Origin of the sequence: Winogradskyella echinorum (assembly GCF_014297365.1) — a bacterium.
Lineage (GTDB): Bacteria > Bacteroidota > Bacteroidia > Flavobacteriales > Flavobacteriaceae > Winogradskyella > Winogradskyella echinorum.
Genome location: NZ_JACOQD010000008.1, coordinates 1 through 15,173 on the forward strand (window position 1 = coordinate 1; position 15,173 = coordinate 15,173).

The following is a 15,173-nucleotide window of genomic DNA, read 5'->3' on the forward strand; positions in this document are numbered from 1 at the left end:
ACCACTGAAAATATGTTGCATCCACCAGAGTGTACCACATTAAGTAATCCCTTAGCTGGTGCAATTAATGTACCTATTGATACAGATTTTAATTGGAATGCTGTTCCGAATGCAACTGGATATAGAATAAATATAGGGACTAATTCAATATTTTTCGGTGAGTTTGATGTTGGTAATGCTTTAACTTACGATCTGGCTTTTGATTTACCAGAAAACACGGAAATTTATGTTAGAATTATTCCATATAATATTGATGGAGATGCATTAGGAGGCTGTACCTATGAAATTTTTACAACTGGAGATGATTTAGTGCTACCTCCTTGTACCACATTAAGCTCACCCATTTCAGGAGCAACAAATGTATCAGTGAGTACGGATTTAACATGGAATACCATTACAGAAGCAACAGGTTATTTACTAAATGTAGGTACAACTTCTGGCGGTTCAGAAATTTTAAATGCATTTGATGTTGGTAACGTTTTTTCTTTTAATTTAACATCAGATTTACCAGAAAACACATTGATTTATGTATCCATAATTCCATATAATGCCGATGGAAATGCAATAGGCTGTACCGAAGAAATTTTTACGACTGAAGATATTTTGTTTCCACCAGACTGTACAACATTAAATGCTCCGATTTCAGGATCTATAAATGTACTAGTTGGCACAGATTTAACGTGGAATTCAATTGCTGATGCTACAGGTTATATCCTAACAATTGGAACAACATCGGGAGGTTCAGATATCTTAAACACATTTGATGTAGGTAATGTAACAACATATAATTTAGACACTGACTTACCAGACAATACAGTAATTTATGTTTCTGTAATACCTTATAATTTAGATGGAGAGGCAACAAGTTGTACCGAAGAAAGCTTTTCTACTGAAGACCTTTTATTTCCTCCAAATTGTACGTCGCTTTTCTCACCAACCTCTGGATCAACCGATGTTTTGATAGACACAGATTTAATATGGGAATTTGTACCTGAAGCCACAGGTTATGTTTTAACAGTAGGAACAACATCAGGAGGTACTGATATATTAAACGGTTTAGATGTTGGCAGTAATTTATCTTATGATTTAGCTAATAACTTACCAGAAGACACACTTATTTATGTTACTCTAATTCCATATAATGAAGATGGTGAAGCAACAGGTTGTAACGAAGAAAGTTTTGCTACACAATCTTCTTCTGATCGTATACCCAAGTTTTTCACACCAAATAATGACGATGTAAATGATAATTGGGTCGTCCCAAACGAGTTAAATGTCATTTCAGAAATTATTATTTTTAATCGCTACGGTAAAATTCTAAATAAAATTTCAAATTCATCAACAGGATGGAGTTGGGATGGCACATATAACGGAATCGCACTACCAAGTAGTGATTACTGGTATTCTATACTCTATAAGAATGGTAAAATTCTAAAAGGACATTTCAGTTTGAAGCGATAATATTTTTTTTGTCAATAATTAGGCTTTTTAAATTTGATATTAGAAATCAAAAATATCAGTTTAAAGCATTCGTAAATCCGCATTCTAAATTGTATTTTTGTTTACGTTTTATAATCAGACAAAATTAAATTTATGAATTCATACGATGTAGCAGTAATAGGATCAGGTCCTGGCGGATATGTAGCAGCCATTCGTTGCGCACAATTAGGCATGAAAACTGCAATTATTGAAAAATATTCAACACTAGGAGGTACATGTTTAAATGTAGGTTGTATTCCAAGTAAAGCACTTTTAGATTCGTCTCACCATTACGAAGATGCCATTAAGCATTTTGAAGAGCATGGCATTGATATACCTGGAGAAATAAAGGTGAATTTAAAACAAATGATAGCACGTAAGCAATCTGTTGTTGATCAAACCACAGGTGGTATTGATTTCTTAATGAAGAAAAATAAAATAGATGTTTATGTTGGTACTGGTAGCTTTAAAGATGCAACTCATATTACAATTGTAGGAGAAGAAACTACAGAGATTGAAGCAAAAAACACCATTATTGCAACAGGAAGTAAGCCTTCTACTCTACCTTTTATTGAAATTGATAAAGAAAGAATTATAACTTCTACTGAAGCCTTAAAATTAACAGAAATCCCAAAACATTTAATTGTTATTGGTGGTGGTGTTATTGGACTAGAGCTTGGACAAGTATATAAAAGACTTGGTGCAGAAGTTTCTGTTGTAGAATACATGGATAGAATTGTACCTACGATGGATGCTGGTGTTTCTAAAGAACTAAACAAAGTTTTAAAGAAACAGAAATTTAAAATGAATACATCTCACAAGGTAAAATCTGTGGAGCGAAAAGGAGATGAAGTTATTGTTAAAGCTGACAATAAAAAAGGGGAAGAAGTAACCTTTACTGGTGATTACTGTTTAGTATCTGTTGGTCGTCGTCCGTATACAGATGGTTTAAATGCTGAGGCTGCCGGAGTAAAACTTAACGAAAGAGGTCAGGTAGAAGTAAATGAACATTTACAAACAAGCGCGTCTAACATCTATGCTATTGGTGACGTAATTAAAGGAGCAATGTTAGCACACAAAGCTGAAGAAGAAGGTGTTTTTGTTGCCGAAACTATAGCAGGACAAAAACCACATATAGATTACAAACTTATTCCAGGTGTTGTTTATACATGGCCTGAAGTTGCTGCAGTCGGCAAAACTGAAGAACAACTTAAAGAAGCTGGCATAGATTATAAGGTTGGTCAATTTCCAATGCGTGCTTTAGGAAGAAGTCGTGCGAGTATGGATTTAGATGGATTTGTAAAAATTCTTGCAGATAAAACAACTGACGAAATTTTAGGAGTACACATGGTTGGTGCACGTGCTGCAGATATGATTGCAGAAGCTGTAGTCGCTATGGAATATAGAGCATCTGCTGAAGATGTATCTCGTATGTCTCATGCACACCCAACATTTACAGAAGCTATTAAAGAAGCAGCTTTAGCTGCAACAGATGATAGAGCACTACACGTTTAGAAAACAAAAAATATGATAATAGAACCTAAAACTAGAGGATTTATATGTTTAACCGCACACCCAACTGGTTGCGAGCAAAACGTATTAAGTCAAATTGAATATATTAAGTCTAAACCAACAACAGAACAACCCAAAAAGGTATTGGTTATTGGAGCCTCAACAGGTTTTGGCTTAGCATCTAGAATAACTAGTGCATATGGTTCTAATGCATCTACAATTGGAGTGTATTTTGAAAAACCACCATCAGAAGGTCGTCCAGCCTCTCCAGGATGGTACAATACCGCAGCATTCGAAAAACAAGCTCATAAAGACGGTTTGTATGCTAAGAGTATAAATGGAGATGCATTTTCAAACGAAATTAAGGAGCAAACCCTAAAGCTAATTAAAGAAGATTTAGGTGAAATAGATTTACTGATTTACAGTTTGGCTTCACCAGTTAGAACACATCCTAATACTGGAGAACGTTTTAAATCTGTTTTAAAACCTATTGGAGGTACTTTTAAAGACAATACTGTAGATTTTCATACAGGTGAGGTTAAAGAAATATCAATAGAGCCTAGTTCAGGTGACGATATAAAAAATACAGTAACTGTGATGGGTGGCGAAGATTGGCAGATGTGGATTGACTTGCTTAAATCTGCAAATGTTTTAACTAAAGATTTTAAAACGGTTGCCTACTCTTACATTGGTCCTTCTCTTACAGAAGCAGTGTATAGAAAAGGAACTATTGGAAGAGCCAAAGATCATTTAGAAGCAACAGCATTTAAAATAACAGATACGCTAAAAGATATCGATGGAAAAGCATATGTTTCGGTGAACAAGGCTTTAGTAACGCAGGCAAGTTCTGCTATTCCTGTAATTCCATTATACATTTCATTATTGTATAAAGTAATGAAAGAAGAAGGGATTCATGAAGGCTGCATAGAACAAATTGAACGCCTATTTAGTGAACGTTTGTATGCCAATGAAGTTCCTTTAGATACAGAAGGAAGAATACGTATTGACGATTGGGAAATGCGAGACGATGTACAAGCAAAAGTGCTTGAACTTTGGAAAGAAGCAACAACAGAAACCTTACCAAGTATAGGCGATTTAGATGGTTATAAAACTGACTTCTTTAATCTTTTTGGTTTTAATGTTGAAGGAGTTGATTATGATAAAGATGTTAATGAAATGGTAGATATTCCTGGGTTACAGGGATAATTTATTGTTTTAAAGCGAATCAAATGGTTCGCTTTTTTTATGTTTCTAAATGATTAATCAATCTAATTAAGAAATTTTTTGAAAATTATTAAATCAATCTTTCCAATTTATTTTTGGTTTTTTTTAACTATTGGTTTTGTATGCTTATTTGGCATTAATACTAGAGTATTTGGATATATTCTTTTAAATTTAGTTGCAACACTATTTTTTATAAAATTAGGTGTTGTTTTACATGAAATAGGTCATCTATTATTTGGAAAATTAGCAGGTGGGAACCCAAAACGTATTGTTTTAGGAAAAAGTCATGAGATTACAAGGTTTGATTTCTGTAATATAAAAATAATATTAAATAAAGATTTTAATGGAGGTTTTGCCTTTGTTAATTTTCCACAAGGCAAGAATTCAAAATTTAGTCAATTTATACTAACAGCTGGAGGTGTTATTACCAATTTTATTTTTGCTTATATTTTTTATTTAATCTTTGGGTTTAGTATTTCCTTTATGTCTGGAAGAGATGGACTAGATTTAGCGTCTGCGTTTATTTCAGCTAATATTCTTTTAGCTTTAACAAACTTAATACCTTTTAGAGTAGATTATTTAGGTGTAAAAATACCTAATGATGGGCTAACACTTTTAAAAATACCGTTTAGAAAAAAAAATGAAACTAATATCGATTTTAATGATTTTTTTGAAGCACATGAAAAATTTGAAATAAAAGAATTTGATGAAGCGATAGAACTTTATAGTAGATACATTGATATAAAAGAAACAGAATTATTAGCCAGATATAACATTGGTTTAATGCTTACGAAAAAGGGTAAAATAGATGAGGCATTAAATTGGACAAAACCCTGTTTAGATATAGTAGATAAAGAAAAAAACAAAATGATGTATGCTCATATTAATAATGGGTTAGCTTGGTTTAAGTTAGTAAAAGGTGATAAAGATGATATAGATATACTTTCTAAAACAGCATATTCAATAAAATCTGATTTTTCATACTTTATTGGTACTAGAGGATCTGTTTTAATAGAACTTGGAAAGATTGAGGTTGGAATAAAAATGCTTAAGCCATTAGTAGATTTTAATTTTCCAAACAATCAAACTCTAAGCGCAGCCATATATTTATATTATGGAATGAACCTTTTAAAAGAAAATAAAAAGGCACAGAAGTATTCAGATTTTATTATCAAAAATATAGATAAACTTGACGCAGATGATTTGTTACTCTGGAATAGAATTCAAGAAAAAAGTAAATAATTACAATTCTTGTATCAAGTCATTAATACGCAGCCGCTTACTATAGTCATCTTCATTAATATCTCTCACAAAACAATAGGCACTAATTTCTTCTCGCTTTACTTTTTCTGTAAGTTCTTCAGCAGTAAAGGGTCCAAATTCTTCAGACTCTGAAATATAATAGAATTGATGCTCGCATATTAGACTACTAGCCTTTTGTTTATATTTAAACTTTAAATAGGCCTGTACATCGTCTAACGAATTTAATTCATCAGCGTAATTACTTGTATTAATAAAAAGTGCAAACTCATCCTTAGATTGGTCATTGAGGACTAAAATATCATCATCTTTAAGATAAGCTTTTACAGTAGCTCTTCCATCTTCTGTCTGTATAGTAAATATGTTTTGAAAATGTATATTCCAAGAGGTTTCAATAATGTTATCTTTTCTATAAATCTCTAAAACATTATCTTTTTTAAATACATATGTCGATTTCTTTTCCGCAATGCCATTTACTAATACCCACTGCTGATCTAAAAAATTAGAATCGTGATGAATTGAATAATCAAAAGGTTTTAAGTTTGGAATAGTCTTATGTAGGTCCTGTATCATAACGGAAGTTTAATCCACATCTATTGCATTAATAACGCTAAATTTGGGGTTAATATTGAATAAAGCTAATAATTTTCTAATAGTTTCAGCACTTCTTTCCTATAACTTCGACTAAATGGCAAAGTGCGTCGGTTAAGTGTAACACCCTCGCTGTTAAACGATTGAATCTTCGATAAAGCGATAATGTAAGATCTATGAATACGTATAAAATTTTGCTTTGGTAATTTGGCTTCCATAGCACTAATGGTCTCTCTAGTTACTATGGTTTCACCTTCAAGATGAATTTTAATATAATCACTATAACTTTCAATATATAAAATTGAATCAAAATCTATTTTAATCATTCTACGGTCTGAACGTACAAAAATAAAATCGTTAGATTCTGACGGTTCTAAAGCATATTCATTTATAGAAGATGTAACTTCAAAATAACGATTTACAGCTTGTAATAAACGTTCAAAAGAAATTGGCTTTAATAAATAATCTACAGCTTGTAAATCGAATCCTTCTACTGCATAATCTCTGTAAGCAGTTGTGAAAATAATTTTTATGTCCTTGTTTATTGATTTTGCAAAAGCAATCCCTGAAATTTCTGGCATATTAATATCTAGAAACACTAAATCAACTTTATTATTACTAATAAAATTAAAAGCTTCAATGGCATTTTTACATTGCATAGCAATTTCTATATTATCAATTTTTGAAATATGAGACGCAATAATATCTCTAGCTACGGCTTCATCATCAACAATAATACAAGTTACATGCTTAGTCATACTATAATTTAGATTTTGTGCTTAACTTAAGTGAAACCATAAATTCACTTTTACTCTTATTAATTTCAAGATTATAACGATTTGGATACAGCAATTCTAATCGTTTTTTTATATTCTCTAATCCTAGGCCATCATTATAATTTAAATCTTTTGAACATGTATTTTTAATATTGAATAAAATCTCTTCTGAATCAGCTTTTATAGATATTGCAATATCCAAAACACCATCTCTAATTGCACCATGTTTAAAGCTGTTTTCTATAAAAGGAATAAACAACATAGGTGCAATTTCTATGGTTTCAGATGCTATCTCTTTATTAAAAGTAACATTTAAAGTCTCATTAAACCGCATTTTCTCTAGACTTATATAATCTTCGATATGATTCATTTCATCATTTAAACCAACAAAAGGTTTATCAACCTGATATAGTAAATAATCTAATAAATTAGATAGTTTTAATATCATTTCTGGAGTTTCCTCTGCTTTTTTTAAAGCAAAACCATACAAAGTATTTAGCGTATTAAACAAAAAATGAGGATGAATCTGCATCTTTAAATAATTCAATTCTTGCTCTTTAAGTTTTAGTTGCGTTTCTAATATTTTAGCCTCTAATTCTGCACTATATTTAGATTGTTTTAAGTTCAGTTTTAATAATTTAAAAGCGCTTACAATAATTACTACTAGATATACACATGTAATAATAAATAAAGTATTACGAGATAATGATTCTACTCTCGTAAACATAAAATTGGTCAAAAAAGCAATCGCAAAAAAGACCGAAAACATAATACTAAAAATGGAAATTATAATAGTGTATAAACTATAAAGCCCAAATAAAATGTAGCGTTTTGTAATTAGGTAATTTGGAATGAGTTTATAAATGGAAACGTAAGTAGTACCAATGGTTATTGGCATTAAAAATAGAGAAAAATTAAAGATATTACTGTCAATAGTATTATCTGCACTAAATGTGAGCGTAAAAATGAAAAGTATAGCCATCCAAAAGAGGACATGCAAAAGTACTTGTCGTAATATTTTGGGTATTATTTTTATTTTTTTCACAATAGTATATCCTAATCACAATAATAGCTCATTTTTATAAACTGAGATTATTTTGTAGACGAATGACAAGTTTTATGATGGTTTTGACATATTTGTTAAATCCCTAAAGAAAATGGTCATTGGTCGCATTGTCTATTTTTTAGTCTAACTTCCGCTTAAGTTTGCTGTAAGTTTAATCAAAAAACGCAAATTATGTTTTCAAAATTAGTATTAGTAGGTCGATTACAAGATGGTGGACCAGGTATGTATTTTATTTTAGTAGCTTTCTTAATGTCATTAGTATTCGTTGTAATGGCCTTTGTAAAAAAGAAAGAGAACCTTAAAACATCTAATAAGATGATTGGGTTAGCTGCAGAATCTAGTTTATTAGCTCTAGTTATGGGATGCTTGGCTTCCGTTATGGGAATTATTGAATTATTTGATATGCTAGAAGCGATTGGTGAAGCAAGACCAGATTTGTTTGCCGCTGGTATTAAAGTGTCATTGTTAACTATAACTTTTGGTCTGTTTGCATTTGTAATAGCAAGAATTGGAATATTAGCCTATAAATGGTCGCTAAAAACTGAAATAGAAGCTTAATAACTATTAAAATGAAAAAATATAGACTAATAATCGTTTTAATAGTTTCTTGCTTTTCTGCCAAAAGTTATGCGCAATACATACAAAATGATATAAAAGAAATTGTAATTGGTAAAGTTGATAGCCTATATTCTGAAATCTTAAAAGAGTATAGAGAAATTTGGGTACATGTGCCAAATGATATAGATATTACTAATACAAACAAGTATCCTGTAATTTATGTTTTAGATGCCTCTAAAAATTTCTATTCTATCACAGCGATGCTAAAACAACTAACACCTTGGACAATTCCTAATTCTATTATTGTAGGTATTACCAATACAGATAGAACCAGAGATTTTACACCAACCAATGTCCCATTTCAGCGTGGTCATAAATCAGAAACCTCTGGAGGTGCTAATAATTTTGTACAATTTCTTGAACAAGAATTAAAACCTTTTATAAATAATAAATATCCAGCAGAGAACAATAACACAATCATTGGTCACTCAACTGGTGGTTTATTTGTACTCTACACTTTTTTAAACCATGATAATGTTTTTGACAATTATTTAGCAATAGATCCTAGCCTTTGGTGGGATAAAGAACATCTTGTAAAAGAAGCTAAAGAAAAAATTAATAAAAGAAGTCTTAAAGAGAAATCATTATATATAGCAGTAGCAAACAGCATTGGCAAAGCTATGGATACTGTAAAAGTTAGAAAAGATAAAACTGAGCCAACAGAACAGATTAGAGCCAATCTAAAGTTTCATGATTTGTTAGTAAATAACAATGATAAGCTTAATTTCTCTTGGGAATATTTTAAAAATGAAGACCATGGCAGTATTGTAGTGCCAGCCCAATACAATGGATTACGTTCTGTTTTTTCATGGTTTCCATTTCCTGAAATGTGGAGATTTAATACTCCGAAAGCATATTCTGCTAAACAATTAACAGAACCATATCTTTCTCATTACGCTAAACTAAGTCAGAGATTGAAGCGCGAAATAAAACCAGAATGGCAATTACTAAATGATGTCGGTTTCTATATGTTAGATGGTCATAATCTTCCAAATAAAGCTTTGGCGTATTTAGAGTTGAATGTTCATTATTATCCAAATGAATCTAGAACTTATGTGGCTATAGGTAATTATTATGTATCTCAAAAAGACAAGTCAAAAGCTATTGAATATTATAATAAAGCTGTTGAAATAGATGGCAACCAAGAAGCTAAAGAACAACTAAAAAAACTAAAAAGTTAAAAAAGAACAACACAATGAAAACTACAATAGCACGTACAGTCTTATTATTTATATTATCACTAGTTCTTTCATGTGGTGAAAAATCATCATCAAATACATCCGAAAGTGAATTGATAATGAAAATCAATGCGGTTCAAGAACAAATTATGGCACAAGGAAATATGACTGATATAGAGGAACAGGCGATATTAAGTTTGTGTAATATTATTTCGCATAATGACGGTTTAGCAAATTTTAGTCCTGAAAATAGGATGATTCTAAAAGATGTAGACATAGTACCTATCTATGATGGCTGTGAGAACCTAACGATCGAAGAAACTAGGGAATGCTTTAAAAATAAAATTTCTGCATTTATAAAACGCGAATTTAACTTGAGTATATCTAAAAGCTTAAACCTTTCGGAATCAAAACAAGTAGATGCTTTCTTTATTATTGACAAAAAAGGGAACATTACTGGTTTGAAAGTTAGAGATTCTGAAGTAACTATTCAAGCTGAAATCTTAAGAGTGCTTCGTAAAATACCTATTATGAAACCTGCTAATCATCAGGGTAAAAGTGTTTCGGTATTATGTTCAGCTGTTATAAAATATGGTAACGACATCAAAGTCGATGTTATTTATATTCCTGAAAGACCAAATGATTAATTATTGAATCACTGCAGGGAATTAATTTAATGAAAATAGTAATTTTAACTAAGCGAACTTTTACGGTTCGCTTTTTTTTATGAATAACATTTTTATTCTTTATTTTTGTAGAAATACATTATGGAATCACTAACCCTCACTACTCCAGCACTATTATTCTCAGCAATATCCCTAATAATGCTAGCTTATACCAATCGGTTTTTAGCTTATGCAGCTGTAATAAGAAACCTGAGTGATAAATATCTTGAAAAAAAAGAAGATGCTTTAATACGTCAAATAAATAATCTAAAATTTAGATTAAACTTAACACGCTGGATGCAGATCTTTGGAATATCAAGTCTTCTATTATGTGTACTAACAATGTTTTTAATATATATACATCAACATATTTTAGCAGTTTGGATATTTGGAATAGCTTTAATCTTACTAATAATATCATTAGCATTATTAATAAAAGAAATTCAAATTTCAGCACAAGCACTAAAGCATCATTTGGGTGATATAGAAGAATATTTAAAAAAGTAGGAATTTTTTTAAATTAATTGTGACCATTATAAAAGTTTAGTGTCTTAATAACAACTAACAAATTTAAAACGAACTAACAATACAATTGACAACTGACGCTGTTCATACCCTAACCGATGAAGCGCTCGTAGAAGCTATCGTTAAGACCAATGACACTCTTTTATTTGAGGTGTTATATGATAGGTATGCGAGTATGGTATATAACAAATGTTATGGCTTTGCTAATGGTGTTGATGAAGCAAAAGATTTAACTCAAGATGTTTTTTTGAGAGTCTTTGTTAAACTTGCTAGTTTTAAAGGTAAATCAAAATTTTCAACATGGTTATATGCGTTTACTTATAATCATTGTGTAAATTATGTAACTAGAAACACCGCAAAGAAGTTCGAAAAAAAATCTGTAAGTTCTGAAAATGTTGATATTGAAAATATAGGTGAAGAAGTGGATTCTACTCGTGATTTTGATAATATGCGCGTAGAAAAGTTAAAGAAAGTTATGGAACTTATTTCACCAGATGAAAAAATGTTATTACTATTGAAGTATCAAGATAATTTATCAATTAAAGAATTATCTGAAGCTTTAGATCTAGGTGAAAGCGCAGTAAAAATGCGCTTGAAAAGAGCAAAAGAAAAACTTGTACAGAAGTACGATAATTATACGAAAGATGGAAAATCCATTTAAGCAAATAAACCAGCCTTTAAAAGAAGTTCCGGCAGAACTTAAAGGAAAAGTCATGCACGACATTGCAATGGCCAAGCTATTTATGGAGTTAGCTGAACTGTTTTCGTATAATATTGGTCATATTATAGATAGTGTAACCAGTAAAAGAAAATAATAGAATACTTAATAACCCCTAACATAAAAATTAATAAGTATGGAAAAAGTGAGTGAATTTTCTGATGTAGCAATGAAATCCTTAACCAATATTTGGTTAGAGATTACTAAGATATTCCCCAACATAATTGGTGCTCTTATAGTACTAATTATTGGATGGTTAATTACTAAACTAGTTGTTAAAATAATAAAGAAAGTTTTAAAATTAGCTAAAGCAAACAAACTCGATGATAAGATTAATGAAATAGAAATAGTAGAAGGAAAGAAACTTAATTTCGATACGATAAAAGTTGTTTCTAAAGTTGTAAAATATTTGATGTACATCATACTGCTAGTTACAGCTTCAGATATAATGGGATTAGATATTATTACAAAACAGATTAGTGACTTAATATCTTATTTACCAAAGTTATTTGCAGCTTTAGTTGTATTTATAGTTGGCCTTTTATTTGCAAACTTTGTAAAGAATGGCTTAAAATCTCTGTTTGAATCTATGGATTTATCTGGTGGTAAAATGATTAGCCAAGTGGTCTTTTTCTTAATGCTCACTTTTATATCTATTACTGCATTAAATCAGGCTGGTATAGATACCGAGATTATTACCAATAACATAAACATGATTATTGCAGCATTTCTTTTAGCATTTGCTATTGCTTTTGGATTTGGCGCTAGAGAAGTTGTAGGTAAACTGTTAAATACGTTTTACGCTCGCAAGACCTTTGAAGTTGGACAAAGTATAAAATTTAATAATGTTAACTATACCATAGAGGAAGTAAAAAGTATCTCTGTAGTATTAAAAAGCAATGATGGTAAACTAATAGTACCAATAAATGAATTAACAGAAAATCAAGTACAACTGCAGGATTAACTATAAGGTTAGGGTTATAGATTTTATGAAAACATAAAATACGATCCTGCAAGTACTTGACATCTAAAACCTCTTCAAAAGAAGAGGTTTTTTTTATTTAAAAAATGTAAATAACAAAAAAGTGACCTATTACTAGGTCACAATTTTACAAATTTTATTTTTAAGCTTTGGCTTATTTTAAATCAAAACGATCTAAATTCATCACTTTAGTCCAAGCTTTCACAAAATCGTGTACAAAACGTTCTTCTCCATCATTAGCTCCATAAACTTCACATACAGCTCGTAATTCAGTATTAGAACCAAAAATTAAATCTGCTCTAGTAGCCGAAAACTTCATAGCTCCTGTATGACGATCACGACCAATAAACTCTTTGTCTTCAGAGTTTACCGCTTTCCACGTAATAGATAAGTCTAATAGATTAGTAAAGAAATCATTTGATAAACTACCTACTCTATCAGTAAATACTCCGTGTTTAGAACCGTCATAGTTTGCTCCTAACACACGCATTCCGCCTACAAGAACTGTCATTTCTGGAATAGATAAGGCCATTAAATTTGCTTTATCTACTAATAAATCTTCTGCAGCGATATCTAAATTTGGATTCTGATAATTTCTAAACCCATCGCCAACTGGCTTTAAATAGTTGAATTGCTCAATATCGGTTTGCTCTTGAGTTGCATCTCCTCTACCTTGACTAAAAGGTACTTCTATCTTATAACCAGCCTTGTCTGCTGCCTCTTCAATAGCTACTGAACCAGCTAAGACGATTAAATCAGCTATAGAAACAGTGCCACTAAATTCATTTTGAATATCTTCTAAGACTTTCAGCACTTTATTTAATTCTTCTGGATTATTCACTTTCCAGCTTCGTTGTGGTTCTAAACGAATACGAGAACCATTTGCCCCACCTCTTTTATCGGAATCTCTGTATGTAGATGCAGAAGCCCAAGCTGTCCTTACCATTTCAGAAATTGATAGACCAGAAGCTAAAATCATTTTCTTTAATGAAACAATATCTGCATCACTCAATTTATAATCTACTTTCGGAATTGGATCTTGCCAAATTAACTCTTCTTTTGGCACTTCTGGTCCTAAATAGCGATCTATTGGTCCCATATCTCTATGTGTTAACTTATACCAAGCTCTAGCAAATGCATCTTCAAATGCTTTATGGTCTTTATGAAAACGTTTAGAGATTTCTAAATATGCAGGATCAGTTTTTAAAGCAATATCTGCAGTTGTCATCATCAAGGCTTGTTTGCCATTAGCATCTCCTGCTTTAGGAGCCATTCTTGCATTAGAATCTGCAGTTGGCGTCCATTGATGTGCTCCAGCCGGACTTTTTGTTAATTCCCAATCATAATTTAATAAAACATCAAAATAATCTGCATCCCATTGTGTTGGGTTTGGTGTCCAAGCACCTTCAATACCACTAGTAATAACGTCATCTAACACGCCACTTTTGTATGAGTTTTTCCATCCCATACTCATATCTTCAATTGGTGCTCCATGTGGCTCAACTCCTACATATTTATTTGGGTCTGCTGCTCCATGTGCTTTTCCAAAAGTATGTCCACCAGCAACTAATGCTACTGTTTCTTCATCATTCATAGCCATACGACCAAAAGTTTCTCTTACATCTTTTGCTGAACCCATTGGATCTGGATTTCCGTTTGGTCCTTCAGGGTTTACATATATCCAACCCATCATTACCGCAGCTAAAGGATCTTCTAAATCTCTGTTGGCGTCGTATCGTTCTTCATTTGCTCCCCATTCTGTCTCACTTCCCCAATAAACATCTTGCTCTGGTTCCCAAATATCTTCTCGACCTCCAGCAAATCCAAATGTTGGAAATCCCATAGATTCTAAAGCACAATTACCTGCTAAAATCATTAAATCTGCCCAAGACACTTTTCTACCGTATTTCTTTTTAATTGGCCATAGCAATAATCTTGCTTTATCTAAGTTTCCATTATCTGGCCAACTATTAATAGGTGCAAAACGCTGGTTACCTGTACCTGCACCACCACGTCCATCTCCCACTCTATAAGTACCTGCACTGTGCCATGCCATACGAATCATGAAACCACCATAATGACCATAATCAGCAGGCCACCAATCTTGTGATTCTGTCATAAGATTAAGAACGTCTTGTTTTAACTCCGAAAAATTAACGCTCTTAAATGCCTCTGCATAATTAAATTCTTCCCCTAAAGGATCGTTTTTTGCAGCGTGCTGTCTTAAGATATTTAATTTTAGTTCATTTGGCCACCAGTCTCTATTTCTTACACCTCCACCTCCAACAGTTTTTTGCTTACCACTAAGAAATGGGCACTTGCTTGCATCACTATTGTTGATTTCAAAAGAATCTGTGTTCTTATTCTCCATGTTACATTAGTTTTGTTTAGTTATTAATTTTATTCTTTAAAGTTAAAAAATATTGACTTAGTAATAAAAGTTCAACATCTTTTTAACTTATATTTTAATAGCTAAAATTTATACTATATTTTTTTTGAATAGTATTATTTAATAATAGTAAACTTTCGGTATAGTAAATCTTATCAAAATTTTGTATATTAAGGTAATTTAATACTAA

At 31.4% G+C, this 15,173-nt stretch carries 15 protein-coding genes; 11 read left to right on the top strand and 4 right to left on the bottom strand.

The features are described 5' to 3' along the window. The 4 genes from H8K90_RS16305 to H8K90_RS16320 all read left to right on the top strand — a co-directional run. On the top strand, nt 1-1,461 hold a 1,461-nt coding region (locus tag H8K90_RS16305; protein ID WP_186847062.1), incomplete at its 5' end, for a T9SS type B sorting domain-containing protein. A gap of 132 nt (nt 1,462-1,593) precedes the next feature. Further along, complete coding sequence (gene lpdA / locus H8K90_RS16310; RefSeq protein ID WP_186847063.1) at nt 1,594-2,994, top strand: dihydrolipoyl dehydrogenase; 1,401 nt, start codon at nt 1,594-1,596, stop codon at nt 2,992-2,994. Nucleotides 2,995-3,006: 12 nt separating this feature from the next. Continuing rightward, nucleotides 3,007-4,197: an enoyl-ACP reductase FabV gene (gene fabV / locus H8K90_RS16315; protein WP_186847064.1), complete on the top strand. Its 1,191-nt coding sequence runs from the start codon at nt 3,007-3,009 to the stop codon at nt 4,195-4,197. Between the two features lie 78 nt (nt 4,198-4,275). Beyond that, nucleotides 4,276-5,457 carry a site-2 protease family protein gene (locus H8K90_RS16320; protein ID WP_186847065.1) on the top strand — a complete coding sequence of 394 codons (1,182 nt, stop codon included), beginning with the start codon at nt 4,276-4,278 and terminating at the stop codon, nt 5,455-5,457. Here the strand turns inward: H8K90_RS16320 and H8K90_RS16325 are convergent, their stop codons facing one another. From H8K90_RS16325 to H8K90_RS16335, 3 genes are all read right to left on the bottom strand, one after another. Continuing rightward, entirely contained in the window at nt 5,458-6,048 is a 591-nt protein-coding gene (locus H8K90_RS16325; RefSeq protein ID WP_186847066.1) for a hypothetical protein, read from the bottom strand. A gap of 65 nt (nt 6,049-6,113) precedes the next feature. Beyond that, the gene (locus H8K90_RS16330) at nt 6,114-6,824 is read right to left on the bottom strand and encodes a LytR/AlgR family response regulator transcription factor (RefSeq protein WP_186847067.1); all 711 of its coding nucleotides are present in this window, start codon (nt 6,822-6,824) and stop codon (nt 6,114-6,116) included. Between the two features lies 1 nt (nt 6,825). Then, nucleotides 6,826-7,824, bottom strand: a complete 999-nt coding sequence (locus H8K90_RS16335) for a sensor histidine kinase (protein ID WP_186847068.1) — start codon at nt 7,822-7,824, stop codon at nt 6,826-6,828. Nucleotides 7,825-8,079: 255 nt separating this feature from the next. On the opposite strand from H8K90_RS16335, the gene H8K90_RS16340 reads away from it, so the two are divergent. The 7 genes from H8K90_RS16340 (at nt 8,080) to H8K90_RS16370 (ending at nt 12,576) form a co-directional block, all read left to right on the top strand. Then, nucleotides 8,080-8,466 (top strand): MotA/TolQ/ExbB proton channel family protein, encoded by a 387-nt coding sequence (locus H8K90_RS16340; protein ID WP_186847069.1) that lies wholly within the window; start codon nt 8,080-8,082, stop codon nt 8,464-8,466. 11 nt (nt 8,467-8,477) lie between these two features. Beyond that, on the top strand, nt 8,478-9,707 hold the full coding sequence (locus H8K90_RS16345) for an alpha/beta hydrolase-fold protein (protein ID WP_186847070.1): 1,230 nt from the start codon (nt 8,478-8,480) through the stop codon (nt 9,705-9,707). 14 nt (nt 9,708-9,721) lie between these two features. Next, nucleotides 9,722-10,351 (top strand): hypothetical protein, encoded by a 630-nt coding sequence (locus tag H8K90_RS16350; RefSeq protein WP_186847071.1) that lies wholly within the window; start codon nt 9,722-9,724, stop codon nt 10,349-10,351. Between the two features lie 120 nt (nt 10,352-10,471). Then, nucleotides 10,472-10,876 (top strand): DUF2721 domain-containing protein, encoded by a 405-nt coding sequence (locus H8K90_RS16355; protein WP_186847072.1) that lies wholly within the window; start codon nt 10,472-10,474, stop codon nt 10,874-10,876. A gap of 85 nt (nt 10,877-10,961) precedes the next feature. Continuing rightward, nucleotides 10,962-11,555 (top strand): RNA polymerase sigma factor, encoded by a 594-nt coding sequence (locus H8K90_RS16360; protein WP_186847073.1) that lies wholly within the window; start codon nt 10,962-10,964, stop codon nt 11,553-11,555. Next, entirely contained in the window at nt 11,539-11,709 is a 171-nt protein-coding gene (locus H8K90_RS16365) for a hypothetical protein (protein ID WP_186847074.1), read from the top strand. The genes H8K90_RS16360 and H8K90_RS16365 overlap by 17 nt, the downstream gene beginning before the upstream one ends. Before the next feature lie 39 nt (nt 11,710-11,748). After that, nucleotides 11,749-12,576: a mechanosensitive ion channel family protein gene (locus H8K90_RS16370; protein ID WP_186847075.1), complete on the top strand. Its 828-nt coding sequence runs from the start codon at nt 11,749-11,751 to the stop codon at nt 12,574-12,576. A 172-nt stretch (nt 12,577-12,748) separates the two neighbouring features. Here H8K90_RS16370 and katG read toward each other — a convergent pair whose 3' ends face one another. Beyond that, on the bottom strand, nt 12,749-14,965 hold the full coding sequence (gene katG / locus H8K90_RS16375) for a catalase/peroxidase HPI (RefSeq protein WP_186847076.1): 2,217 nt from the start codon (nt 14,963-14,965) through the stop codon (nt 12,749-12,751). Between the last annotated feature and the right edge of the window lie 208 nt (nt 14,966-15,173).

Excerpts from the sequence above, each read along its gene's own strand:
- lpdA (WP_186847063.1), top strand. The coding sequence starts at position 1,594 with ATGAATTCATACGATGTAGCAGTAATAGGATCAGGTCCTGGCGGATAT.
- fabV (WP_186847064.1), top strand. The coding sequence starts at position 3,007 with ATGATAATAGAACCTAAAACTAGAGGATTTATATGTTTAACCGCACAC.
- H8K90_RS16325 (WP_186847066.1), bottom strand. The coding sequence starts at position 6,048 with ATGATACAGGACCTACATAAGACTATTCCAAACTTAAAACCTTTTGAT.
- H8K90_RS16330 (WP_186847067.1), bottom strand. The coding sequence starts at position 6,824 with ATGACTAAGCATGTAACTTGTATTATTGTTGATGATGAAGCCGTAGCT.
- H8K90_RS16335 (WP_186847068.1), bottom strand. The coding sequence starts at position 7,824 with ATGGCTATACTTTTCATTTTTACGCTCACATTTAGTGCAGATAATACT.
- H8K90_RS16340 (WP_186847069.1), top strand. The coding sequence starts at position 8,080 with ATGTTTTCAAAATTAGTATTAGTAGGTCGATTACAAGATGGTGGACCA.
- H8K90_RS16345 (WP_186847070.1), top strand. The coding sequence starts at position 8,478 with ATGAAAAAATATAGACTAATAATCGTTTTAATAGTTTCTTGCTTTTCT.
- H8K90_RS16350 (WP_186847071.1), top strand. The coding sequence starts at position 9,722 with ATGAAAACTACAATAGCACGTACAGTCTTATTATTTATATTATCACTA.
- H8K90_RS16355 (WP_186847072.1), top strand. The coding sequence starts at position 10,472 with ATGGAATCACTAACCCTCACTACTCCAGCACTATTATTCTCAGCAATA.
- H8K90_RS16365 (WP_186847074.1), top strand. The coding sequence starts at position 11,539 with ATGGAAAATCCATTTAAGCAAATAAACCAGCCTTTAAAAGAAGTTCCG.
- H8K90_RS16370 (WP_186847075.1), top strand. The coding sequence starts at position 11,749 with ATGGAAAAAGTGAGTGAATTTTCTGATGTAGCAATGAAATCCTTAACC.
- katG (WP_186847076.1), bottom strand. The coding sequence starts at position 14,965 with ATGGAGAATAAGAACACAGATTCTTTTGAAATCAACAATAGTGATGCA.